We start from the raw sequence: 24639 nt of genomic DNA, 5'->3' as shown, positions 1-24639 counted from the left end.
GCTGCAACCTATGAAAGTAACAAAACTCACATATTATTTCCTTTGCATCATCTTGGCAACCTCACTCTTGGCTAGTTGCCAGATAGGGAAACATTATTCACGTCCCGAACTGAACCTGCCCCATACCCTGGACAGTCTTAGCGTAGACACCGCTTCAATAGGTGACTACGCCTGGGAAAAAATCTATACCGACACGACCCTGCAGGCACTGATACGCAAAACACTGACCTACAACAAGGACATGCTGATAGCTGCCTCACGGGTGAAGGAACTGGCAGCACGTAAGCGCATTGCCATCGGAGATATGCTGCCCCAAATCGGACTGCGCGTCTACGCCGAGCGTGAACGGGAAAACTATGGTGGCAATCACTACTCACAAGACGACGAATTCGACCTGAAAGGTACCATGAGCTGGGAAATTGACCTTTGGGGTAAACTGCGTTGGGCAAAAGACAAAAGCGTAGCCGACCTCATCGGGTCAATAGAAAACCAACGGGCATTGAAAATGAGCCTGGTAGCCGAAGTGGCACAAACCTACTTCGAACTGGTGGCCCTCGACAATGAACTTGCCATCGTGCGCCAAACCGTAGATGCGCGACGCGAAAGTCTCCACCTGGCACGCATCCGCTACGAAGGAGGACTGACTTCAGAAACCGCCTTCCGGCAAGCACAAGTGGAATTGGCACGTACAGCCACACTGGTTCCCGACCTTGAACGTCAGATTACGTTAAAAGAAAACGACATAGCTTTCCTGACCGGTGACTATCCACACCACATCCGGCGCACAGCATTGCCCGAAGACGTATTGTTGCCAGCCAGTCTGCCTGTAGGGCTGCCGTCCAGCCTATTGGAACGCCGCCCCGACATCCGCGAAGCAGAACAGGCACTGATAGCAGCCAATGCCGAGGTAGGTATTGCCTTCACCAGCCTGTTCCCCAGTCTGACCTTGAATGCCAGCTACGGAGGCGAGAGCGATGTGCTCAGCGAACTGCTGAAATCTCCCTGGCACCTGCTCAGTGCCAACCTACTACAACCGGTCTTCAGTTGGGGTAAGAACCGTGCCCGACTGAAAGCACAAAAAGCCGCTTTGGAAGGAGCTACCCAAGCCTATGAGAAAGTAGTGCTCAACGCTTTTAAAGAAGCCTACAATGCCATTGCCGACTTCAACAAAAGCAAGGAAATCTATGAAACCCGCCTCCGCTTGGAACAAGCATCGAAAAGTACCCTCGATCTCGCTCAGCTGCAATACATCAATGGTGTGATCGGCTATATGGACCTGCTGGATGCACAGCGTGGTTATCTTAATGCGCAAATCGGACTTAGCAATGCTGTACGTGACAAGCAAATCACCGTTGTCCGCCTATACAAAGCATTAGGAGGTGGATGGAAAAACTGACATTATACTTCCGCAGCATTTATTGATGCATTTTGTCGATGTCATTATAGAAGGTGTATCAAAATGAAAGTTGATTTTTATTTTGATACACCCTCATCATCTCTACGGAAACGGTGTGAAAGGTTCAAGGAAATGCAACACTATAAATGCCTTCTCAAACGAACATAAGTGATACGACTGACTTACTTATGTGAAACGCCCAAGTTACTTATGTGAAACACCCAACTCACTTATGTTCATCAAAAGGCATGCTTCAATCAATGCCTCTGAAATGCAGACAAAAACAAAGCCTCAAAAATTTTAAAGAACAAAGCCGGAACCTCCTCGCGGAGACCCCGACTCGCTTTCATCAAACAACCAATAAGGAAATTAGAGGTAAATTTAATGATATTATCTAATGAATAACAGCTCTCTATATTTAGGCAGCGTCCACATCTGATCGTCTACTATCAGTTCCAATTTGTCGATGTGGTAACGTATCTGTTCCAGCATCGGCGCAATGGTGTCATGGTAAGCCACGGCCTTTTCACGCTCGTCCACAATTTTATTTGCCACTTTACGCGCTTCTATCATCGTATCCACGTGCTCTTTGATATAAGACGTATGCTCCGAAATCTTCCGGATGATGGCAACGTTCTCGGCAGAAAGCTTCTCTGCCTCTTCAGCTGGAAACAGTCCCTTCATCTTGTACACATTATCTATCAGCTTGCTTTGGTATTCGATGGCGACCGGCACCACATGGTTCATCACCAAATCGCCTAATACACGTGCCTCAATCTGAATCTTCTTTGTATACGTTTCCCATTTCACTTCGTTACGCGCCTCCAGTTCTTTCTGTGTCATCACACCCTGCGACTCGAACATCTTCACCGAAGCAGGTGTCAGATACTGGTCGAAAATAACCGGACAACTGGTTTCGCAATCCAGGCCGCGACGTGCCGCTTCCGCTTTCCACTCTTCACTGTAGCCATTACCGTCAAAACGGATAGGCTTCGAAGCCTTGATGTATTCACGGATAACCTGAATGAGGGCAGACACTTTCGGTTCACCTTTCTCTATAAGTTCGTCTACCTTTTGTTTAAACTCTACCAGCTGCTCTGCTACGGCAGTATTCAATGCAATCATTGCGCTGGCACAGTTAGCCTCCGAGCCTACCGCACGGAACTCGAAACGGTTGCCCGTAAAAGCAAAGGGGGAAGTACGGTTACGGTCGGTATTATCAATCAGCAATTCGGGAATCTGCGGGATGTCCAGTTTCATGCCGTGCTTGCCGCCAAGAGCTATCAAGTCATCGGTCGAGCTTTCCTCCATGTGATCAAGTACTTTGCTAAGCTGTGTGCCGAGGAAAGAAGAGATAATGGCAGGAGGTGCTTCGTTGGCTCCCAAACGATGGGCATTCGTAGCGCTCATGATAGAGGCCTTCAGCAAACCGTTGTGACGGTACACCGCCATCAGTGTGTTGACAATAAAAGTTATAAAGCGCAAGTTCTCCTCGGGAGTCTTACCTGGTGCCATCAGCAATACACCTGTATCAGTCCCCAATGACCAGTTGTTGTGCTTCCCCGAACCATTTACTCCCTTGAAGGGTTTTTCATGAAGCAGCACACGGAATCCGTGCGTACGTGCTACTTTACGCATCAGCGACATAATCAGCATGTTATGGTCTACGGCAAGGTTGCACTCCTCAAAGATAGGTGCCAGTTCAAACTGGTTGGGAGCCACTTCATTATGACGGGTCTTGACGGGTATTCCCAGTTCTAATGCCTGAATTTCCAAATCTTTCATAAAAGCAGCCACGCGGGTCGGGATGGCACCGAAATAATGGTCTTCCAGCTGTTGGTTCTTCGAAGCCTCGTGTCCCATCAACGTACGCCCGGTCAGCAATAAATCGGGTCGTGCGGCATACAAGCCTTCATCTACCAGGAAATATTCCTGCTCCCATCCCAGGTATGCCGAAACTTTCTTCACATTCGGATCGAAATAATGGCATACATCTACCGCTGCCTTATTGACTGCACGCAGTGCTTTCAACAACGGAGCCTTATAGTCAAGCGATTCGCCCGTATAAGCGATGAACACGGTAGGAATACACAAGGTGTCGTCTACCACAAATACCGGCGACGAGGGATCCCACGCACTATAACCACGCGCCTCGAAAGTATTACGGATACCGCCATTAGGGAACGAAGAAGCATCCGGTTCCTGCTGTACCAGCAATTTTCCGGAAAACTCTTCCATCATACCTCCCTTGCCATCGTGTTCCACAAAGGCATCGTGCTTCTCTGCAGTCCCTTCCGTAAGCGGTTGGAACCAGTGTGTATAGTGAGTAGCCCCTAATTCGCTTGCCCACTGTTTCATTCCTGCTGCTACAGCATCGGCAATGCTGCGGTCTAGTGTCGCGCCGTTATCCATTGCATCTACCAGCTTCTCGTACACTTTGCTGGGAAGATACTTAAACATCTTTTCCCGATTGAACACGTATTTCCCGAAATATTCACTCGGGCGCTCCTTTGGAGCCGGTACATCAAAAGGCTTCGCCTGGAATGCCTTTTCTACTACCCTGAATCTTAAAGTTGACATAATACCTCAATAATTAGTTGTTATTTGTTCACATATTTCTATACAATCAAATCTTTTTGAAACGAAATTCAATTATATAACATCTTTTTGTCTGATGCAAAAGTAAGGCTTTTCATTCATATACTCCCCCTCTACGAAGTCATATTTTCATTTATTTTATCAGAACCTTTCAATTTGAAATAAAACCGCAACATTCTGTTATCAATTTCACACAAACGAAGTCGATTTTATTACTTTCACAAACAAAGGGACTGTTTTGAATTTCCACAAAAAGTTTTTTTGGGCTTGATGTGTTCGTTTCGTGTGTGTTGGGCGATAAATTCAAAACAGTTTCTAAGACATACTTAAATTTAATGAATCTGCATGTCCGCAATTAGCCAATCCGGTTGAGTTGAAAACGCAGTAGTACTTCATTTGCCGATGAAGTATATATCCGTAGGCGGATGGAGATATATTCAAACGCAGATGCAGTATATATTCATTTTCCAAGGGTATGTATTGGCTGTTTGCGGAATTCATAATTCAAAACTGTTTTTCAAAAACAGTTCCTCATCTATTTTTCAATTACGTTTTCGTAATTTACCCAGTATCTTGCTTTTTTGTATTATCTTTGCCCCTAAATTTGAACTACTAAATTAAAATGAAAAAGAAACGACTGCTTATTGGAGGAAGCATCCTGTTCCTAATCCTAGCCTCAGGCATCATAACAGGATATGCCTGCCTAATGAACCAACCGCTGGGAATTGAAAAATCCACTTTCTTATATATAGACAATGATGACAACATAGACTCTGTATGCTATAAATTGGAACACAGGCTGCATGCACGCAGGCTGACAGGATTTCGCCTGCTGGCATTCCAAAGTGATTATACCAACCACATCCACTCGGGAGCCTATCTGTTTACTCCAGAAGCACGTACGTGGCAAATCTTCCGGACGTTACAAGCTGGAAACCAAACGCCTGTATCGGTCACTATCCCCAGCGTGCGCACCATCGGAAAACTATGCCAATCTATTTCACACCAATTGATGATGGATTCGACCGCAATTGCCAGCCTCCTGACAGACAGTACATATTGTGCCAGTTTGGGATATAACGCTTATACCCTGCCTGCCCTATTTATTCCAAACACCTATGAAGTATATTGGAACACCAGTTGCAAAGATTTCATAAAACGCATGCAGAAAGAACATCAACGGTTCTGGAATGAAAAACGCACAGCACAGGCAAAAGCTATCGGACTTACCCCGACTGAGGTAAGTACCCTTGCATCCATCGTAGACGAAGAAACGGCTAACCAAGCAGAAAAACCGATAGTGGCAGGACTGTACATTAACCGGCTGAAAGCAAACATGCTGCTTCAAGCAGACCCTACTGTTAAATTCGGATTACAGGAATTTGGATTACGCCGCATTCTATACAAACATCTGGAGACCGACAGCCCGTATAATACCTATATATATAAAGGACTTCCTCCTGGTCCTATCCGCATTCCCAGCATACAAGGATTGGAAAGTGTATTAAACTATTCACATCACGACTATCTGTACATGTGTGCCAAAGAAGATTTTTCGGGTACGCACAATTTTGCCCGTACCATGAGCCAGCACCTTGCCAATGCCCGACGTTATCAACAGGCATTGAACCGAAGGAATATCCGGTAAACTTGAGCGGATTGTCTTAAATAATCATTACTTTTGCATCACATTTTCAATAATTACAATATGAATTGGAAAAAACTAACTTTATGGCTGGCAGCAGGTTGCCTATCATTGCCCGCTATTGCCCAACAAACAGACACCACCCTCACCTACCGCATCGAAGCAAGCGGCAATCTGTCGGATGGTACGTATGCACCGCTCTGGTTCACAGCCAACCGGTATGGGCTATCCAGCCAGAAACCAAACAGTGGCTACATCCGAGCCGGACTACATTACGGAAAAAAACTGAACCGCCACTGGCGCATCGAAGCAGGACTTGACCTGGCAGGTGCCGCCGATCAAGTTTCCGGTTTTGTTATACAACAAGCGTACGCCGACATCGCGTGGAAATTCCTGCGCCTCAGCATTGGAAGCAAAGAGCGCCCGGGTTTCCCACTTACAAAAAATGAAAGACTGAGCAGCGGCATGATGGTAGAAGGACCGAATGCCCGGCCAGTTCCGCAAGTCAGAATAGACATCCCCGAATATGTCACCATCCCTGGTACGGGCAATTGGCTTGCCTTAAAGGGGCATCTTGCTTACGGAGCGTTTACCGACTGGAACTGGCAGGAAGATTTCGCAGCTCCCGAGACCAATTGGGGCAAACATATCCTGTATCACAGCAAGTCGTTGATGTTCCGCATCGGGAACCGTGAAAAGTTTCCGGTAGAGTTCGAACTGGGACTGCTGATGGCTGCACAGTTTGCCGGAGCACAAATGCTGAAGAATGCCGATGGAAGCAGCACGGTCTCTGTAGACATGCCCGGCGGACTGAAAAGTTTCTTTAAGGCATTCATCCCGATGAGCGGAGGAAGCGACACACCTTGGGGCGATCAAGTAAACGTAGAAGGCAACCACTTGGGAAGCTGGAATTTTGCCTTGACCTATTACTTGAATGACTGGCGGGTCCGTGCTTACTTAGACCATTATTTCGATGACCATTCGCAAATGGTATGGCAATACGGACGGTGGAAAGACGGACAGCTAGGCATCGAAATAGACCTGCCGAAGAATCGTTGGTTAAGCGCAATTGTATGGGAAACCATGTCGACCAAACAACAGACCGGCCCGCTACTGTATGACGAATTTGCCGGAACACTGGGTTATCAAGTCAGTGCATCCGATAATTATTACAACAACTATTGCTATCAGGCATGGCAGCACTGGGGACAAGGTATGGGAAATCCTTTCCTTCCGGGGCCTATTTATAATAAAGACGGAGAAATCACTTTCAAGAGCAACCGCGTGCGTGCCCAGCATTTAGGCATCGAAGGCGACCCAAGTGAGGAATGGAACTGGCGCATACTGATATCGTTTGCACGCCATTGGGGAACCTACCAAACACCGCTGGACAAACAACGCAAACAGTTCAGTTCGCTTTATGAGGTGAGCTATACTCCCCAATGGGCCAAAGGATGGGGCGCAACCGTAGGCGTAGGACTCGACCGCGGAAATTATTTAGGAAACTCTACAGGAGGTATCCTGACAATCCGGAAAACAGGAAAGATATTTTAAGTTTGTGAGTTTTTAAGTTTTGATTGTTAATATGAAAGCCATACATTTATTAATTGCGATGTGTTTCTTCGCCTTGTTCGCTTCCTGCGAGAAAAAGCCTATTGACGAAAACATCGAAGGCATGTGGAAATTGGAACAGTTTACCACCCTTGACGATGGCATTGTCCACCGTGACTGCCAGCGCATCTTTTATAGCATCCAGTTGCAGATTGTACAGATAGCTGAAAAGCAATGCACGCACAAATACGGCACATTCGTCGGACATTTTTACCTGAACGAAGACCATAGCCAGGCAACCATGAAAGATTTCCGTTTCCGTGGTGAATCAACCGGCGACAGCGGTGAAGATGTTCCAGTAGAGCGGCTGCTTCCTTTCGGCATCAACTCACTTGAAACGACCTTCGATGTTTTGAAAGCCGACGGGAAACACCTCGTCCTCCAGTCAGATTACGCCAAACTGGAATTTATCAGTTTCTGATGAACCCCAATAAACAGACTCTAAACGCGCAGGAAAAAGCATCCGATGACTTCATGGCTTGAGGCTTTTTCCTGCGTTTTTCGGTATGTCTGCGAACGGCAAATAAGCGCTGAAAAGAAAAATTATCCTTTTATCCACCATTTCTTACCCTTCCATCCCCAATTTTAGATTCCGAATTTGCTTGCACATTCCAGATTTTTCTTATCTTTGCAACAAACTAATACATCCAACTAATATATCCAATAATGAAAAACAGTAAAGAACTTATGAACCGCGCAGCCGATAACATCCGTATCTTGGCTGCTTCAATGGTAGAAAAAGCTAAATCCGGACACCCGGGTGGTGCTATGGGTGGTGCAGACTTTGTAAATGTACTCTTCTCTGAGTTTTTAGTTTACGACCCTGAAAATCCCCGTTGGGAAGGCAGAGACCGCTTCTTCCTTGACCCAGGACACATGTCACCGATGCTGTACTCTGTACTGGCGTTGACTGGCAAATTCACCATGGACGAATTGCAACAATTCCGTCAATGGGGAAGCCCTACTCCAGGACATCCTGAAGTAGACGTCATGAGAGGTATCGAAAACACTTCCGGCCCGCTGGGACAAGGACACACATTCGCTGTAGGTGCCGCCATCGCAGCTAAATTCCTGAAAGCACGTTTAGGTGACGTAATGAACCAGACTATTTATGCTTACATCTCAGACGGAGGTGTACAAGAAGAAATCTCACAAGGCTCGGGACGTATCGCCGGACACTTGGGACTGGACAACTTGATTATGTTCTACGACTCGAACGATATCCAGCTGTCTACCGAATGTAAAGACGTAACAGACGAAGATGTAGCCAAGAAATACGAGGCATGGGGCTGGAAAGTCATTACAATCAATGGGAATGACGCTGACGAAATCCGTGCCGCATTGACCGAAGCAAAAGCCGTAACAGGTCAGCCTACCTTGATTATCGGTAAGACCATCATGGGTAAGGGGGCACGTAAGGCAGACAACAGCAGCTACGAACACAACTGCGCTACACACGGCGCGCCGTTGGGAGGTGACGCTTACACCAATACCGTCAAGAACTTGGGTGGCAATCCGGAACAACCGTTCCAAATCTTCCCGGAAGTAGCGGAACTTTACGCAAAACGCCGCGAAGAACTGAAAGCCATCGTAGGCGAACGCTATGCGGCTAAAGCAGAATGGGCAAAGGCTAATCCGGAACTGGCTGCCAAGATGGAATACTGGTTCTCTGGCAAAGCTCCTCAAGTAAACTGGGACGCTATCCAGCAAAAAGCAGGTTCGGCTACACGTGGTGCTTCGGCTACTGTGCTCGGCGCATTGGCAGAACAAGTAGAAAACATGGTTTGCGCATCTGCCGACTTGTCTAACTCTGATAAGACCGACGGTTTCTTGAAAAAGACACATGCCTTTACGAAAAACGACTTCAGCGGCGCATTCTTCCAAGCAGGTGTATCAGAATTGACCATGGCATGCTGCTGCATCGGTATGGCATTGCACGGAGGCGTTATCCCCGCATGCGGTACCTTCTTTGTATTCTCCGACTACATGAAACCAGCTGTACGTATGGCTGCCCTGATGGAAACTCCTGTGAAGTTCATTTGGACACACGACGCATTCCGTGTAGGCGAAGACGGACCTACTCATGAACCGGTAGAACAAGAAGCACAAATCCGCTTGATGGAGAAACTGAAAAACCACAAGGGACACAACTCAATGTTGGTTCTCCGCCCGGCAGATTGCGAAGAGACTACTCAGGCATGGAAGCTGGCAATGGAAAACACGACCACTCCTACTGCACTGATTTTCTCTCGCCAGAATATTGCCAACTTGCCCGAAGGAAACGATTATACCCAGACAGCCAAAGGCGCTTATGTCGTAGCCGGCTCTGACGAAAACCCGGATGTTATCCTGCTGGCTTCAGGTTCGGAAGTATCTACTTTGGTAGCCGGAACTGAACTACTCCGTAAAGATGGCATCAAGGTGCGTATCGTTTCTGTTCCTTCGGAAGGACTGTTCCGCAGCCAAAGCAAAGAATATCAGGACAGCGTCCTTCCTGCCGGAGTAAAGAAATTCGGTCTGACAGCCGGACTGCCTGTAAATCTGCTTGGACTGGTAGGCACTGACGGAAAGATTTGGGGATTGGAATCATTCGGTTTCTCGGCTCCGTACAAGGTTTTGGACGAAAAGCTGGGCTTCACAGCCGAAAACGTATACAACCAAGTAAAAGCCATGTTCTAATATGAAACTGATAGGATTGGCTTCCGACCATGCCGGCTTTGCATTGAAACAATATGTAAAGCAATGGCTCGAAGCAAAAGGTTGGGAATATAAAGACTTCGGCACATATACTGCCGACAGTTGCGACTACGCAGACTTTGCACACCCGTTGGCACTTGCCGTAGAAGCGGGCGAATGTTATCCGGGTATTGCAATCTGTGGCAGCGGAGAAGGCATCAGCATGACTCTGAACAAACATCAGGGCATACGTGCCGCACTTTGCTGGATTCCGGAGATTTCCCACTTGGCACGCCAGCATAATGATGCCAACGTTTTGGTAATGCCTGGACGTTTCATTGACAACGAGATGGCGGACAAAATTATGACCGAATTCTTCAACACTGCTTTTGAAGGAGGACGTCACCAAAAACGCATCGATAAAATGCCGGTCCACTAACCGGTACCTTTTAAAAATGCGGATTAACGCAGGCTTTCGCAGCATAGAATAACTAACTGCCCAATCTGCGTTAATCCGCATTTTATTTAGAAGCTGTTTTGAATTTATCGTGCGATGATTTGGGATGAGTTTTTGAGGCATTTTCGCTTCTGTGATGAGGAAGATAGCGGGCTATCTGACGAAGAACAGGAGCGAAAAGAACCAAAAAATCGCCCAAAGCACACACGAAAACGGATACATCAAGCCAAGAAATACTTTTTGGAGAAATTCAAAACAGCTTCTTACGCTTCTCTTTTCATATTATTTATAGCAAAATTCAGCCTTTTTTTTCGTTTTCTTCCTATATTTGTCCTTCTAAATAGAATCAAATCAATAAATCATTATGAAAAAACTACTGCTCATCCTTTTGATATGTTTGCCTCTGACAGGCATTGCTAAGGATAAAAACGACAACTCAAATCCAAAGTACCTGGCAGGAGCCGTAACCCTGACCGATGGGAAAGTGACTTTCACCAAAGAAATCAAAGCACCCGGACTCTCGAAACAGGAAATCTACAATCAACTTCTAGACTGGGCTACGAACCGGTTTAAACCCGATGGAAAACTAAACAGTTTTGTAGCCTATACCAACGAAGAAGCTGGAGAAATCGCCGTACAAGCTGAAGAATACATTGTATTTTCTTCTTCCGCATTATCACTCGACCGCACACGTATTTACTATCAATTTCTGATTTATGCCAAAGAAGGTATTTGCGACCTTGAAATGACACGTATCCGCTATTGGTATGACGAAGCCCGTGATGGAGGTGAAAAATATACTGCAGAAGAATGGATTACAGACGATATGGCTTTAAACAAGAAACAAACGAAACTGGCTCCGATATGTGGAAAGTTCAGAAGAGAAACCATCGACCTGAAAGACCAACTCTTCCAGCAGGTAACCGATGCTTTAGGACAAAAGCTTCTGGGTACGCAAACAACTGCAAACGTACAACAACCTGCCACTCTCTCTACACAACAGCCCACTCTTTCTGCTACAGGTGAACTGAAAACAGTGAGCATAGACCGGCTTCCTTCCAACTTGAATGAGCTGGCCACCCAAGGACGTATCACTCTGACTGCTGAAAACGGAGAAACCATTGACATCCAAACTGAAAGCTGGAGTGGACTGGGACAAATGTTGGGAAAGAATGTTGCCTATATTTTATTCGACCAAAGCCGCATCGCAGCCAACGCATTGATGGGACAAAACACGACCTACAAAGTTTCATTCTACTTCAACCAAAGCACACAGCCTTCGATAATTATTACTTGCAAAAAAGCGATGGCGCAACCAATGACTGCAAATGAATTGAAATCGCTCAACCAAACTGTCGATGCATCTAAACAATATACAATGTATATCGGTGAAATTACTCAAATTGAAATGAGATAACAAACTCCCTAAATTTCCAAAAGAGGATAGGATGTACACTCGCAAAGAGTAACATCCTATCCTCTTTTTTATTGCTTGCTGCCCATCTTACTGCCATCCGAAAAAACTTGTTTATAGCTTTTTACTACCGTAACAACATAGACAAACAAGTGACTATAGATTGTATAGACCTATCAAACGCCGGAGTACTGTATCTTCTTGTCTCCACACAGATAACTTCGTCTGGTATAAAATTAATAATCTTGCAGCGGATGGACCTATATGCGCTTGCCACTGCAACTATATCCGCGGGCTTCTGCAACCGGCTGCGTCTTGTTATGATTCTATCCGGAAAGGCAGTAGTCAGTAAGCATTGGTTCGAATGCTTACAAAATTTCATCAGGCAATTCAGAAACTGTTTTGAATTTATCGTGCGATGATTTGGGATAAGTTTTTGAGGCATTTCCGTTTGTGTAATGAGGAAGATAACGGCTATCTGACGAAGAATACAATCAGACTGCGATAAGGGTGTGCCAACGACATGAACCGCCTGTAAATCACCTTGCTGTAACAGATGGAAAGCTGTACGAAAAAGAACACGCAGACCAAAGTAGTCAAAATATCCACCACGTAATCCCAGACCGGGTGCTTCTCCAGATAGAAATCACGCATTACCTCGTCAGTCAGGAAGTAAAGCAACATGTAGAGCACATAAGTGATGAACGTCAGCAGCAGCCGGCTCCGGAGTGTGTCGAACCAAAATTTCATATCATCTGTATTTTATTGATTAACGCATGCAAAGTAAAAGCATTCACACAAGACTGACTTCAGAAATCTTTCCCAACCGGCAAAAAGAGGCACTGAAACGTATTCCCTTTCAATCAACCTCTTCTGCCTTCGCCTTCTTACTCCGGAATATTCTATACCCTACTGCAGCAACCAGAACAGACATAAACGGAGAAAGGATATTAAAAAAGCTATATGGAAGATACTCCAGCGTAGGTACTTTAAGTACTGTCGCCTGCGTCATACCACAAGAATTCCATGGAATAAGCACCGATGTGACAGTAGCCGAGTCTTCCACCGACCGGCTAAGCAAACGGTTTTCATACCCTTTTCGCTCATAAAGTTTCTTATAGAGGCTGCTAGTCAGCAAGATGGAAATATATTGGTCGCCCGTAACGATATTACATACCAATCCGGTTCCAACCGTAGCTCCTACCAACGTAAAGGCCCTATGGGCAAGACGGGCAAACAGTTCGGTCAGACTTTTCAGCATACCACTTCCCGCAAGTACTCCACCGAATGTAACCGAACAGACAATCAAGAATATCGTATTAAGCATCCCCGTCATACCTCGTGTAGAAATCAAGGCATCAATAGCCTCATTACCGGTCTGGATAGCCGTCGAGCCATAAAATGTAACAGTAATGCCCTTACATGCATCCCAAAAAGACAAACCTGAAAAATCAGTAAAAGGCAGTCCGGGGTTCGCTACTGCCCATACCGCTTGAGGCTGAGCGACAAGTCCCGTTACGGCAGCCATCACCGCAGCACAAAAAAGCGTCAAGACAGCAGGTACTTTCTTAACAATAAGCACACCAGTAAGTGCCGGAACAATCAGCAACCAGGGTGTAATGTTAAAAACAGATTTCAATGCCCCAGCAAACTCGGCAGTCTGTGACGCTCCAACCTGCTTGTGCATCAGACTCGCCACAAGAAAAATCACCATCGCTATCGTCAGCGAAGGGATAGTAGTAATCATCATATAGCGAATATGAGTGAACAAAGGAGTACCCGAAGAGGAAGAAGCCAACACCGTCGTGTCAGATAACGGAGAGACCTTATCGCCGAAATAAGCCCCCGACACAATAGCACCTGCCGTCCATCCCGGTTCAAATCCCAAAGCCACACCGATGCCTATCAATGCCACTCCAATGGTGGCAATCGTGGTCCACGAACTCCCTGTCATCAGCGATACTAGCGCACATATCGCACAAGCTGCAGCCAAGAATATTGCCGGATAAATTACCTGCATTCCATAACATATCATAGCAGGAACAATACCACTCACCATCCATGTGCCGGCAATCGCACCGATAAGCAACAAGATAAGGATAGCTGTACCAACTGACCGGATATTGTCGAGAATGCAAAACTCCAAAATTTCCCACGAATTCTTATAGGCAAACATCGAAATGGCTGCCGTAACAGCAGAAGCCAATAACAAACATACCTGACTCCCTCCCGAAAGAGCATCGGGGCCGAATATTTTTATAATCACTACCAGAGACAGGGTCAATACCACAAAAGGTATCAAAGAAACTTGCCACGAAGGCAGTCGGCGCATCGGTGTCGATGCACGATTGTCTTTACTCATTTTCAATATTTAATCATCAACAAAACGCAGATTCACACAGATGATTTATCTTTTCCAATCTGCGGAAACCTGCGTTCCTAATGTTCTAAAATCAATACCAATATATTATACCACTCATTAGACAGCACCACGCAACTGCTTGTCCATGGCGGCTGCAGCACGACGTCCGTCACCCATTGCCAGAATCACCGTAGCACCTCCACGCACGATATCACCTCCGGCATAGATAGCAGGAATGGAAGACTGCATGTCATCGTTCACCGCAATGGTACCTTTACGTCCCAGTTCCAGTCCTGGAATGGAATTCGGTACTATCGGATTTGGCGACACGCCCACACTGACAATAGCCATATCAATATCGAGCGTTACAGTAGCCCCTGGTATAGCCACCGGGCTACGGCGTCCAGAAGCATCGGGTTCTCCTAACTCCATTTTCTGAAGCACCACTTGCTTCACACGCCCCTGCTCGTCGGCAATATATTCAAGCGGATTGTGCAGAGTCATAAACTCCACACCTTCTTCTTTGGCGTGCTTCACCTCTTCAATACGGGCAGGCATTTCAGCTTCCGACCGACGGTAAACAATAATTGCCCGCTCAGCTCCTAGACGGCGTGCTGTACGCACGGAATCCATTGCCGTATTTCCGCCTCCCACCACAATGACACGCTTTCCAAAAGTAACAGGGGTATCTGAATCCTCACTTGCCGCATCCATCAGGTTGACGCGGGTCAGATATTCATTCGATGACATAATATTGATTGAATTCTCGCCCGGAATGTTCATGAAGTTGGGCAGTCCGGCTCCAGATGCTACAAAAACACCCTTATAACCTTCAGCCTGCAAGTCTTCTACAGAAACCGTCTTCCCAATGATGCAGTCTTTTACAAACTCTACCCCCATTTTCGAAAGGTTCTCTATCTCTACATCCACGATTTTATTCGGCAACCGAAATTCCGGGATACCATATTTTAATACACCACCAATTTCGTGCAAAGCTTCGAACACGGTCACATCATAACCCATCTTAGCCATATCGCCAGCAAACGACAAACCGGCAGGTCCCGAGCCTACAACAGCTACTTTAACGCCATTCTTCGGAGCCAGTTCGGGCGTAGAAATCTGTCCGCTCTCACGCTCGTAATCAGCAGCAAAACGCTCCAAGTAGCCGATAGCAACGGCTTCGTGCCCCATCTTAAGATGAATGCACTTCGACTCACATTGCTTTTCCTGTGGACATACCCGACCACAAACTGCAGGCAGTGCACTGGTCTTTTTCAATACACGGGCCGCCTCAAGAAACTCACCACGTTCGATATTTTTAATGAAGCCCGGAATATTGATACCTACCGGACAACCTTCCATACACGAAGGATTGGCACAATCCAAACAACGCTTAGCCTCTGTCAATGCCTGTTCTTCATTCAATCCGAGATTCACTTCCTCCTTACGGCTATGCGAACGGTATTCGGGATCCAACTCATTCATTTTCACACGAGGGATAGCGGTGCGTTCTTTCGGTTTCATTGACTTACGCAGGGCTTCTCGCCATGGAGCTGTACGGTCGTCCTGAGACTTTGTAACTTCACATACGTGCGGGTCTACCGGATCGAGTTTATGTATTTCTTCGCGTTCGATATCGCGAAAAGCCCCCATACGCTTCAACATTTCATCGAAATCCACTTGATGTCCATCGAACTCCGGCCCGTCTACGCATACAAACTTGGTCTTTCCTCCTACAGTTATACGGCAGGCACCGCACATACCTGTTCCATCTACCATAATGGTATTGAGCGACACATCGGTCGGGATATCGTATTTTTTGGTGAGCAGGCAAACGAACTTCATCATGATTGCCGGACCAATGGCAAAGCACTTATCCACTTTCTCACGCAGAATGACTTCTTCCACACCAGCCGTTACCAATCCTTTCTTCCCATACGAACCGTCATCAGTCATAATGATTACCTCATCCGAACTTTCACGCATCTCCTTCTCCAGGATAATCAGTTCCTTGCTACGTCCGGCAAGCACAGTTATCACCCGGTTTCCGGCAGCTTTCAACGCCTGCACAATAGGCAACATTGGAGCAACACCCACGCCTCCACCAGCACAAACCACCGTACCGAAGTTTTCAATGTGCGTGGCCTTACCAAGTGGTCCTACCACGTCAGTAATGTAATCACCCTCGTTTAACTCGCACAGGCGTGTAGACGATAATCCCACCTCTTGTACCACCAATGTAATCGTGCCCTTTACCGGATCTGCCTCAGCTATGGTAAGCGGCATACGTTCACCTTTTTCTCCTACGCGCACGATGACAAAATGCCCAGCCTTACGTGACTTGGCTATAAGTGGTGCTTCCACCACTAATTTGAACACCTTTTCTGAAAAATGTTCCTTTGAAATAATTTTATTCATTTTGTCTTGATGTAATAAGTTAGTTTTCAGCACGGCAAAGTTAACTTTTTCAAGCTCATCTGCCAAACAAAAATCAAAATTGTTGCCAACACACCTCATATATACAATCTCAACAGCCTGAAAATCCATCACAAATATTCCTTTCTAATCTATATAAATCTATCTTTTATTCGATAATATTCCAACGAATTGTGTAACTTTGCAGAATAATTTTAGTGAACAATCAATTTTAACCATAACAGACGCTATGATTCTATTTTTCAGAACACCTAATCAAAGTGTGATTGCTACCCAATGCAATAAGGAAATGAATGCAGACGACATCAAGAAACTGAGTTGGCTGTATGGAAACGCGACGGTAGAAAAAGAAGAGAATTTACAAGGCTGGTTCATCGGTCCACGCCGGGAAATGATTACGCCGTGGAGTACGAACGCGGTAGAAATTACCCAGAACATGGGACTTACAGGCATTCGCCGCATCGAAGAATATTTTTCCGTAAAGGACGAAAACGCGGAACACGACCCGATGCTGCAACGTATGTACCACGGGCTAAACCAACAGATATTTGACGTAAATATCAAACCCCAGCCCATTATTTACATTGATGACCTGGAAGCTTACAACGAACAGGAAGGACTGGCACTCTCACGCGAAGAGATGGACTACCTGAAAAAAGTAGAACAAGACCTGGGACGCAAGCTGACCGACTCGGAGGTGTTCGGTTTCGCCCAAATCAATTCGGAACATTGCCGCCATAAAATATTCGGCGGTACGTTCATCATTGACGGAAAGGAAATGGAATCATCCTTGTTCCAGATGATTAAGAAGACTACCAAAGAGAATCCGAACAAGATTATCTCGGCATACAAAGACAATGTAGCCTTTGCCGAAGGTCCCGTAGTAGAGCAATTCGCTCCGAAAGATCACTCTACATCCGATTATTTCATCATTAAAGATATAAAGACCGTCATCTCCCTGAAGGCGGAAACGCATAACTTCCCCACAACGGTAGAGCCGTTCAACGGCGCTTCTACTGGTACCGGAGGTGAAATCCGCGACCGTATGGGCGGAGGAAAAGGCTCGTGGCCCATTGCAGGTACAGCGGTTTATATGACTTCTTATCCCCGTACCGATGAGGGACGCGAATGGGAAAGCATCCTGCCCGTACGCAAATGGTTGTACCAGACTCCCGAACAAATCCTGATTAAGGCTTCGAACGGTGCTTCCGACTTCGGAAACAAATTCGGGCAACCTCTCATCTGCGGTTCGGTATTGACCTTCGAGCATCAGGAAAACAACGAAAAATATGCATACGACAAGGTGATTATGCTTGCCGGAGGCGTGGGCTACGGAACAAAACGCGATTGCCTGAAAGGAACGCCCGAAGCAGGAGATGAAATCGTAGTATTAGGAGGTGACAACTATCGCATCGGACTGGGAGGCGGTTCGGTATCGTCGGTAGAAACCGGCCGTTATTCATCAGGCATCGAGCTGAATGCCGTACAACGTGCCAACGCCGAGATGCAGAAACGCGCATACAATGTAGTGCGCGCCCTCTGCGAAGAAGATACCAACCCGATTGTTTCCATCCATGACCACGGTTCGGCAGGTCACGTAAACTGCTTGTCGGAATTGGTTGAGGATTGCGGCGGATTGATTCACATGGACAAGCTGCCTATCGGAGACGAAACACTTTCGGCAAAAGAAATCATAGCCAACGAATCGCAAGAGCGTATGGGACTGTTGATTGAAGAAGAATCTATCGAACATGTGAAAAAGATAGCCGAACGCGAACGTGCCCCGATGTATGTGGTAGGCGAAACCACGGGCGACCATCGTTTTGCCTTCGAGCAAGCCGATGGTGTACGCCCGTTCGACCTGGCGGTAGACCAGATGTTCGGTTCTTCTCCTAAGACTTATATGGTAGACAAGACTGTAGAACGCCACTATGAAAACGTGACCTACGACGTAACCAAGCTGAACGAATACGTGCGCCGTGTGCTCCAACTGGAAGCCGTAGCCTGCAAGGACTGGCTGACCAACAAAGTAGACCGCTCGGTTACAGGTAAAATCGCGCGCCAGCAATGTCAGGGCGAACTTCAGTTGCCTTTGAGCGATTGCGGTGTGGTTGCGCTCGACTATCGGGGTGAGAAAGGTATTGCCACAGCTCTCGGACATGCTCCGCAAGCAGGTCTTGCCAATCCGGCATACGGTTCGGTATTGTCTGTAGCCGAAGCCCTGACCAACATCGTATGGGCACCTTTGGCAGACGGCATGGACAGCCTCTCGCTTTCGGCTAACTGGATGTGGCCCTGCCGCTCGCAAGAAGGTGAAGACGCACGTCTCTACACGGCGGTGAAAGCATTGTCTGATTTCTGCTGTGCCTTGCAAATCAATGTGCCTACAGGAAAAGACTCGCTTTCGATGACGCAAAAATACCCGAACGGAGAAAAGATTATCAGCCCGGGAACAGTTATCGTATCTGCAGGAGGCGAAGTATCGGATATCAAGAAAGTTGTTTCTCCGGTAATGGTAAACAATCCGAAATCGACCTTCTACCACATTGATTTCAGCTTCGACCAGCTCCGCTTGGGAGGTTCGGCATTTGCACAATCCTTGAATAAAGTGGGCGATGACGTTCCTACCGTACAAAATCCCAGCTATTTCCGTGATGCATTCCTTGCCATTCAGGAACTGGTGAACAAAGGATTGATTTTGGCAGGACACGACATTTCGGCTGGAGGTCTTATCACTACCTTACTCGAAATGTGCTTCGCCAATACCGAAGGCGGTATGGAAATCAACCTCGATAAATTCAAGCACGAAGACATCGTGAAGATTCTCTTCGCCGAAAATCCGGGTGTTGTCATCCAGGTAGCCGACAAGCACAAACACGAAGTCAAGAAAATCCTGGAAGATGCAGGTGTAGGCTTTGTCAAGCTGGGTACACCTACCGACGAACGCCATATACTTGTCACGCTTCACGAAGCTACTTACCAGTTCGGCATCGACTATTTGCGCGACGTATGGTACTCTACTTCTTACCTTCTCGACCGCAAGCAGAGCATGAACGGATGCGCCAAGAAACGTTTCGAGAACTACAAGATGCAACCGCTCGAAACTGTATTCGACAAGTCATTTACAGGCAAATTGTCACAATTCGGCTTGAACCCCGACCGACGCACACCAAGTGGCATCAAGGCGGCAATCATCCGTGAAAAAGGGACCAACGGTGAACGCGAAATGGCATATATGCTCTACTTGGCAGGCTTCGATGTAAAAGACGTAACGATGACCGACCTTGTAAGCGGACGCGAAACACTGGAAGACATCCATTTCATCGTGTTCTGCGGAGGGTTCTCCAATTCCGACGTATTAGGCTCGGCAAAAGGATGGGCTGGAACCTTCCTCTTCAACCCGAAAGCCAAGGCGGCACTTGATAACTTCTATGCACGCAAGGATACCCTTTCGTTAGGCGTATGCAACGGATGCCAGCTGATGATGGAATTAGGGCTGATTACTCCTGAAGACAAGAAACAGGGCAAGATGTTGCACAACGACTCGCACAAGTTCGAATCGGCATTCTTGGGCGTAACCGTACCGATGAACCGAAGCGTGATGTTCGGCTCGTTGAGCGGCTCAAAATTAGGCATCTGGGTAGCCCATGGAGAAGGAAAATTCTCGTTGCCTTATCCTGAAGACCATTACAACGTGGTATTGAAATATTCATACGATGAATATCCGGGCAATCCGAACGGTTCAGACTATAGCGTAGCAGGTATCGCCAGTCAGGACGGACGCCATCTGGCGATGATGCCGCACTTGGAACGTGCCTGCTTCCCCTGGAACAATGCCTACTATCCTGCCGACCGCATTCACGAAGACCAAATCACACCGTGGATGGAAGCCTTCGTCAATGCGCGTAAGTGGGTAGAAGTACATAAGTAAATACCTTTAATATATAAGGAAACACAGATTAACGCGGATTAACGCAGATTATCGAATGAATATCTGCGAAAATCTGCGTTAATCCGCGTTAAAAACAAAACTCATAAACCTTTCCGTTATGCTGAACAAGTTCTTTATTCTAATAGGAATGATATTGGTATCATTATTCCCTATAAACGCCCAAATATTCAAATACATCGGCATGGATAACGGACTCAGCAGCAGAAGGGTACTTTCTATCGAACAAGGAAAACAATATTATATCTGGATACTTACCCACAAAGGGGCAGACCGTTACGACGGGAAACGGTTCACACATTACGACCTGTTCCATCAAGGAAAAGCCCAAGACTTCTATCCCAACCTTAACCTCCTACGCACCGACAGCAAACAGACAATATGGGAAATAGGAAAAGATGGACACCTTTTTCGCTACAACGAACTGAAAGATTCTTTCCAGCTCACTTTCGACCTGCATCTTGCTTATCCGGAATTGAAGAAGCACCCTATATCGGCACTTTATATGGACCGTTCGGACCGGATATGGATGTGCGTGAACCAGCATTTTGTCATTTACGACATCCACTCGGGTAAACACTACCAGTTACCCCAACAGGCAAAAGGCAAAATCATCGGCATTGCACAGGCAAATGCAACCGAATATTATCTGGCATCCGAACTACAATTATACAAAATCCGGTTCGAGGATTTCCAGATTCGAGAGATATATCCCATCCATCTGCCTGCCCTCCAGCTGATAGACTATATCTATTACCACCAACCTACACACCAGCTTGTCATCAATAGCCTGCTGGATAAGGTGTATGTATATAATCCGCTGCAAGAAAAGCTAACGGCACTGGGCAATTCGATGAAAGACATTGGCATTAACAATATCATCCCAGACCGTACGTACCCTGATACACTTTATATCGCTACCGATGGGAAAGGCGTTTACCGCCTGGACATGAACCGCCTGCACCTGGAACCATTCCTGCAAGAAGACCCACGCACCCCCAATAAGATGAATGGAAACATCATCAAAGATATTTACATGGACCACGCCAGACGACTTTGGAACGTGGTCTACCCTACTGGTATCACCATCTATTCGGAACAATATCCCAGTTATCAGTGGCTTGTACACTCGCCCAACAATGCCAATTCCTTGGCAAACAATTGTATCAACGACATTCTGGAAGATGCCGATGGAGACATCTGGTATGCCACCAGCAACGGCATAAGCTGTTTTGACACTCAGCGGAAGCAATGGACCAACTATCTCACTTCTTCCGACAAAGGCTCCAACGGAGAAAGTGAAAACCGCATCTTTACAGCTCTTTGTGAAGTTCGCCCCGGCCTTATCCTAACCGGAGGATACATGTCGGGAATCTATGCAATAGACAAGCAGGCCAGACGAGTGACCTTTTATCAGCAACAAAAGTTCTCACCCGAAGAAGGACCGGACAAATATATCCGATGCATCCTGCGCGATGAAGAAGGCCTTGTATGGACTGGAGGATTCTACCGCCTGAAATCGCATCATCCTCACACGCACGCCACTGCCGAGTATGACATAGGCTATCCTATTACAACATTGGTACAAAAAGACAAACAGACAATGTGGGCAGGTACCATAAACGGGGTATTCGTCCTCAACAAACAGAGTGGTGAAATCCGTCCGCTTGACAATGAAATCGAAATGGGTTGCATCAATGCCATCTGTCTGCACCCAAAAAGCCGGTATACCTATATCGGAACCTCCGGAAACGGACTGTTCGTTGCCGATGATCAAGGAAAAATCATCCGGCACTACCATACCGAAAACAGTGGCTTGGGAAGCAACAATATTTACAGCATCACGAACGACCGTGAAGGAAATCTCTACCTGGGCACAGAAAACGGACTGGCATTTTTCAACCTCTCCACTGGTACATTTACTAACTGGACCAAAGAGCAAGGTCTGCTGGCAGCAAGCTTCAACCCCAATGCAGCTATCCATAGCCGGAATGGGGAAATGATATTCGGAAGTAACGAAGGTGCCATCGTCTTGCCTGACAACATCCAGTTACCTTCCGATTTCTATAGCCATCTGGTATTTACAGACTTGAAAATCATGTACCGAACAGTACACGCGGGAGAGAAAGATTCTCCCCTTTCCCAACCGCTTGACCAAACGACACAAATCAAGCTGGGGTATAACCAGAACACTTTCTCACTCAACGTTTCATCCATCAATTTCGACAATTCATCCGACATTGCATACAGCTGGAAACTGGAAGGATTCTACGATGAATGGTCACCTCTCTCGCCCGACGGACTCATCCAATACACCAACCTCTCGCCAGGCAATTATACCCTGCACGTACGAGCCGTCCTGACCGATAATCACCAACCGATAGAAGAGCGCTCTATCCGTATCCTGATAGGACGTCCGGCATGGCTCACCTTTTGGGCATTTCTGGGCTATGCCCTTATCATCATCGGCATCACATACCTCTTGGTACGCATCAAAATGATACGCCACGAGAAACAAGTATCGCAAGAGAAAATCAATTTCTTCGTACATACCGCTCACGATATCCGTACACCGCTCACCCTCATCAAGGCTCCTTTGGGTGAAATCCTGAAAGACGAACATTTAAGCGATAAGGGAGTAATGAATCTAAACCTCGCCCTGCAAAGCACCGAAAACCTCTCTGACCTTGCAGACAATCTCATCAACTTCCAGAAAGAAAGTTACTACAGTTCACAAGCCGTAGTGTCACGACATGAGCTGGGAACCTACCTGCAAACCTACCTGAAACAATTTCAGGCATACGCCGAACAAAAAGGCATCAGCCTACATTATACCTCCACTTTCAGCCAACTGGATGTATGGATAGACCGTAATAAAATAGACTCTATCCTACGAAACCTCATCAGCAACGCCTTGAAGTACACACCGCACGGAGGAGAAATACAGATAGAATCCGGATATACCAAGAATCGCTGGACACTCTGCATCAAAGACACCGGAATCGGCATCCCCAAAGAAGACCAAAAGAAACTGTTCCGTTTCCTGTTCCGGGGCAGAAATGCTACCAACCAACTGATAACGGGTTCAGGTATTGGCATGTTGCTCACCTACCGGCTCATCCGTAATCACGAAGGAAAAATAAGTTTCACAAGTGCTGAAAACGCAGGCACCACCTTCGTCTTGAGCTTCCCCATCCGGAGCGAACATTATCAGTATCGCACCGATGAAATCCCAGGCGAAGCCTTCGCCACAATGGAAGAACGAGAAGAAATTCTTCCTGCACTTCCTCAGAAAAAGAACGTCCGGAAAGCAGCTTCCAATGCTCCTCTTATCTTAATAGTAGAAGACAACACCAGCCTGCGCACTTTCCTTGCAGAAAACCTGGCTGACACCTATCGTACAGAAGAAGCCGGCAACGGACAAGAGGCACTCAGCAAGATACGCACCCTTCAGCCCGACCTGGTCATCTCCGACGTAATGATGCCCGTAATGAACGGAGAAGAGCTATGTGGAACCCTGAAAAGTGACATTGAAACCAGCCACATACCAGTCATTCTGCTCACAGCCCTGGGAACTAAGGAGGATATCCTGCGCGGTCTACAGACCAAAGCAGACATGCATATTGTAAAGCCCTTCGACCTGACGGTACTGAAAGCAAATATCAATAACCTGTTGGAAAACCGTGAGTTTATACGTAAGCGTCTGAAGCAGGCATCATTAGACATGGAACCACCTGCCGAAGACATCCCTCTCCCATCAGGACTGGACGAAGACTTCATGCGCCGTGCCACTACTTTCATTAAGGAAAACCTAGGAGGTGAACTGACTGTAGACACCCTGTGCGCCAGCATGAACATGAGCCGCACCAGTTTTTACAACAAGATGAAGGCACTAACGGGCATCGCCCCCAACGAATTCATCCGCAATATCCGTATGCAAGAAGCTGCCACCCTGCTGAAAAGCCAGCAATACACTGTAGCAGAAGTTTCCGACCGTATGGGTTTTGCCGATCCGAAATATTTCGCCGACACGTTCAAGAAATTTTATGGCGTGCCGCCCAGCGTATATAAGAAAAACGAATAACAAACCGATTA

General features: G+C 46.8%; 14 protein-coding genes. 10 read left to right on the top strand and 4 right to left on the bottom strand.

Annotated features, from left to right (window positions below; genetic code table 11):
• Positions 1-10 precede the first annotated feature (10 nt).
• A complete protein-coding gene (locus B5F25_RS02025; RefSeq protein WP_022040728.1) occupies positions 11-1396 on the top strand; it encodes an efflux transporter outer membrane subunit in 1386 nt (461 codons plus the stop codon).
• Positions 1397-1786: 390 nt separating this feature from the next.
• On the opposite strand, the gene B5F25_RS02020 is transcribed toward B5F25_RS02025, so the two are convergent.
• Positions 1787-3976 (bottom strand): glutamine synthetase III, encoded by a 2190-nt coding sequence (locus B5F25_RS02020; RefSeq protein ID WP_022040729.1) that lies wholly within the window; start codon positions 3974-3976, stop codon positions 1787-1789.
• Positions 3977-4616: 640 nt separating this feature from the next.
• Here B5F25_RS02020 and mltG point away from each other — a divergent pair.
• The 7 genes from mltG to B5F25_RS01985 all read left to right on the top strand — a co-directional run bounded on the left by mltG (position 4617) and on the right by B5F25_RS01985 (position 11800).
• Positions 4617-5642, top strand: coding sequence for an endolytic transglycosylase MltG (mltG, locus tag B5F25_RS02010; protein WP_022040731.1), 1026 nt, complete (start codon positions 4617-4619; stop codon positions 5640-5642).
• A gap of 60 nt (positions 5643-5702) precedes the next feature.
• Entirely contained in the window at positions 5703-7193 is a 1491-nt protein-coding gene (locus B5F25_RS02005; RefSeq protein ID WP_087247270.1) for a capsule assembly Wzi family protein, read from the top strand.
• 31 nt (positions 7194-7224) lie between these two features.
• Positions 7225-7671, top strand: a complete 447-nt coding sequence (locus tag B5F25_RS02000) for a lipocalin-like domain-containing protein (protein ID WP_239473386.1) — start codon at positions 7225-7227, stop codon at positions 7669-7671.
• Positions 7672-7916: 245 nt separating this feature from the next.
• Entirely contained in the window at positions 7917-9929 is a 2013-nt protein-coding gene (locus B5F25_RS01995; protein ID WP_087213151.1) for a transketolase, read from the top strand.
• Position 9930: 1 nt separating this feature from the next.
• Complete coding sequence (rpiB, locus tag B5F25_RS01990; protein WP_022040735.1) at positions 9931-10365, top strand: ribose 5-phosphate isomerase B; 435 nt, start codon at positions 9931-9933, stop codon at positions 10363-10365.
• A 114-nt stretch (positions 10366-10479) separates the two neighbouring features.
• Positions 10480-10803 (top strand): hypothetical protein, encoded by a 324-nt coding sequence (locus B5F25_RS21470; protein ID WP_162614342.1) that lies wholly within the window; start codon positions 10480-10482, stop codon positions 10801-10803.
• The gene (locus B5F25_RS01985; RefSeq protein WP_087247266.1) at positions 10748-11800 is read left to right on the top strand and encodes a DUF4468 domain-containing protein; all 1053 of its coding nucleotides are present in this window, start codon (positions 10748-10750) and stop codon (positions 11798-11800) included. The genes B5F25_RS21470 and B5F25_RS01985 overlap by 56 nt, the downstream gene beginning before the upstream one ends.
• Positions 11801-12271: 471 nt before the next feature.
• Here B5F25_RS01985 and B5F25_RS01975 read toward each other — a convergent pair whose 3' ends face one another.
• From B5F25_RS01975 to B5F25_RS01965, 3 genes are all read right to left on the bottom strand, one after another.
• Positions 12272-12547 carry a hypothetical protein gene (locus tag B5F25_RS01975; protein WP_087247262.1) on the bottom strand — a complete coding sequence of 92 codons (276 nt, stop codon included), beginning with the start codon at positions 12545-12547 and terminating at the stop codon, positions 12272-12274.
• A 109-nt stretch (positions 12548-12656) separates the two neighbouring features.
• Positions 12657-14129: a Na+/H+ antiporter NhaC family protein gene (locus B5F25_RS01970; protein WP_087208820.1), complete on the bottom strand. Its 1473-nt coding sequence runs from the start codon at positions 14127-14129 to the stop codon at positions 12657-12659.
• A gap of 147 nt (positions 14130-14276) precedes the next feature.
• Complete coding sequence (locus B5F25_RS01965; RefSeq protein ID WP_087208823.1) at positions 14277-16577, bottom strand: bifunctional dihydroorotate dehydrogenase B NAD binding subunit/NADPH-dependent glutamate synthase; 2301 nt, start codon at positions 16575-16577, stop codon at positions 14277-14279.
• A gap of 247 nt (positions 16578-16824) precedes the next feature.
• Here B5F25_RS01965 and purL point away from each other — a divergent pair, with 247 nt between their 5' ends.
• Both purL and B5F25_RS01955 read left to right on the top strand, forming a co-directional pair.
• Positions 16825-20526 (top strand): phosphoribosylformylglycinamidine synthase, encoded by a 3702-nt coding sequence (gene purL / locus B5F25_RS01960; protein ID WP_087247260.1) that lies wholly within the window; start codon positions 16825-16827, stop codon positions 20524-20526.
• A 118-nt stretch (positions 20527-20644) separates the two neighbouring features.
• Positions 20645-24628, top strand: coding sequence for a hybrid sensor histidine kinase/response regulator transcription factor (locus tag B5F25_RS01955; RefSeq protein WP_087247258.1), 3984 nt, complete (start codon positions 20645-20647; stop codon positions 24626-24628).
• Positions 24629-24639 lie beyond the last annotated feature (11 nt).

Source organism: Bacteroides sp. An19 (assembly GCF_002160215.1).
Classification (GTDB): Bacteria; Bacteroidota; Bacteroidia; order Bacteroidales; family Bacteroidaceae; genus Phocaeicola; species Phocaeicola intestinalis.
The sequence above is the reverse complement of the archived record's forward strand: the minus strand, read 5'-3'. Positions and strand labels throughout refer to the sequence as shown.

Bases quoted from the DNA above. Each gene is read 5' to 3' on its own strand.
- B5F25_RS02025 (WP_022040728.1), top strand. From the start codon at position 11: ATGAAAGTAACAAAACTCACATATTATTTCCTTTGCATCATCTTGGCA.
- B5F25_RS02020 (WP_022040729.1), bottom strand. From the start codon at position 3,976: ATGTCAACTTTAAGATTCAGGGTAGTAGAAAAGGCATTCCAGGCGAAG.
- mltG (WP_022040731.1), top strand. From the start codon at position 4,617: ATGAAAAAGAAACGACTGCTTATTGGAGGAAGCATCCTGTTCCTAATC.
- B5F25_RS02005 (WP_087247270.1), top strand. From the start codon at position 5,703: ATGAATTGGAAAAAACTAACTTTATGGCTGGCAGCAGGTTGCCTATCA.
- B5F25_RS02000 (WP_239473386.1), top strand. From the start codon at position 7,225: ATGAAAGCCATACATTTATTAATTGCGATGTGTTTCTTCGCCTTGTTC.
- B5F25_RS01995 (WP_087213151.1), top strand. From the start codon at position 7,917: ATGAAAAACAGTAAAGAACTTATGAACCGCGCAGCCGATAACATCCGT.
- rpiB (WP_022040735.1), top strand. From the start codon at position 9,931: ATGAAACTGATAGGATTGGCTTCCGACCATGCCGGCTTTGCATTGAAA.
- B5F25_RS21470 (WP_162614342.1), top strand. From the start codon at position 10,480: ATGATTTGGGATGAGTTTTTGAGGCATTTTCGCTTCTGTGATGAGGAA.
- B5F25_RS01985 (WP_087247266.1), top strand. From the start codon at position 10,748: ATGAAAAAACTACTGCTCATCCTTTTGATATGTTTGCCTCTGACAGGC.
- B5F25_RS01975 (WP_087247262.1), bottom strand. From the start codon at position 12,547: ATGAAATTTTGGTTCGACACACTCCGGAGCCGGCTGCTGCTGACGTTC.
- B5F25_RS01970 (WP_087208820.1), bottom strand. From the start codon at position 14,129: ATGCGCCGACTGCCTTCGTGGCAAGTTTCTTTGATACCTTTTGTGGTA.
- B5F25_RS01965 (WP_087208823.1), bottom strand. From the start codon at position 16,577: ATGAATAAAATTATTTCAAAGGAACATTTTTCAGAAAAGGTGTTCAAA.
- purL (WP_087247260.1), top strand. From the start codon at position 16,825: ATGATTCTATTTTTCAGAACACCTAATCAAAGTGTGATTGCTACCCAA.
- B5F25_RS01955 (WP_087247258.1), top strand. From the start codon at position 20,645: ATGCTGAACAAGTTCTTTATTCTAATAGGAATGATATTGGTATCATTA.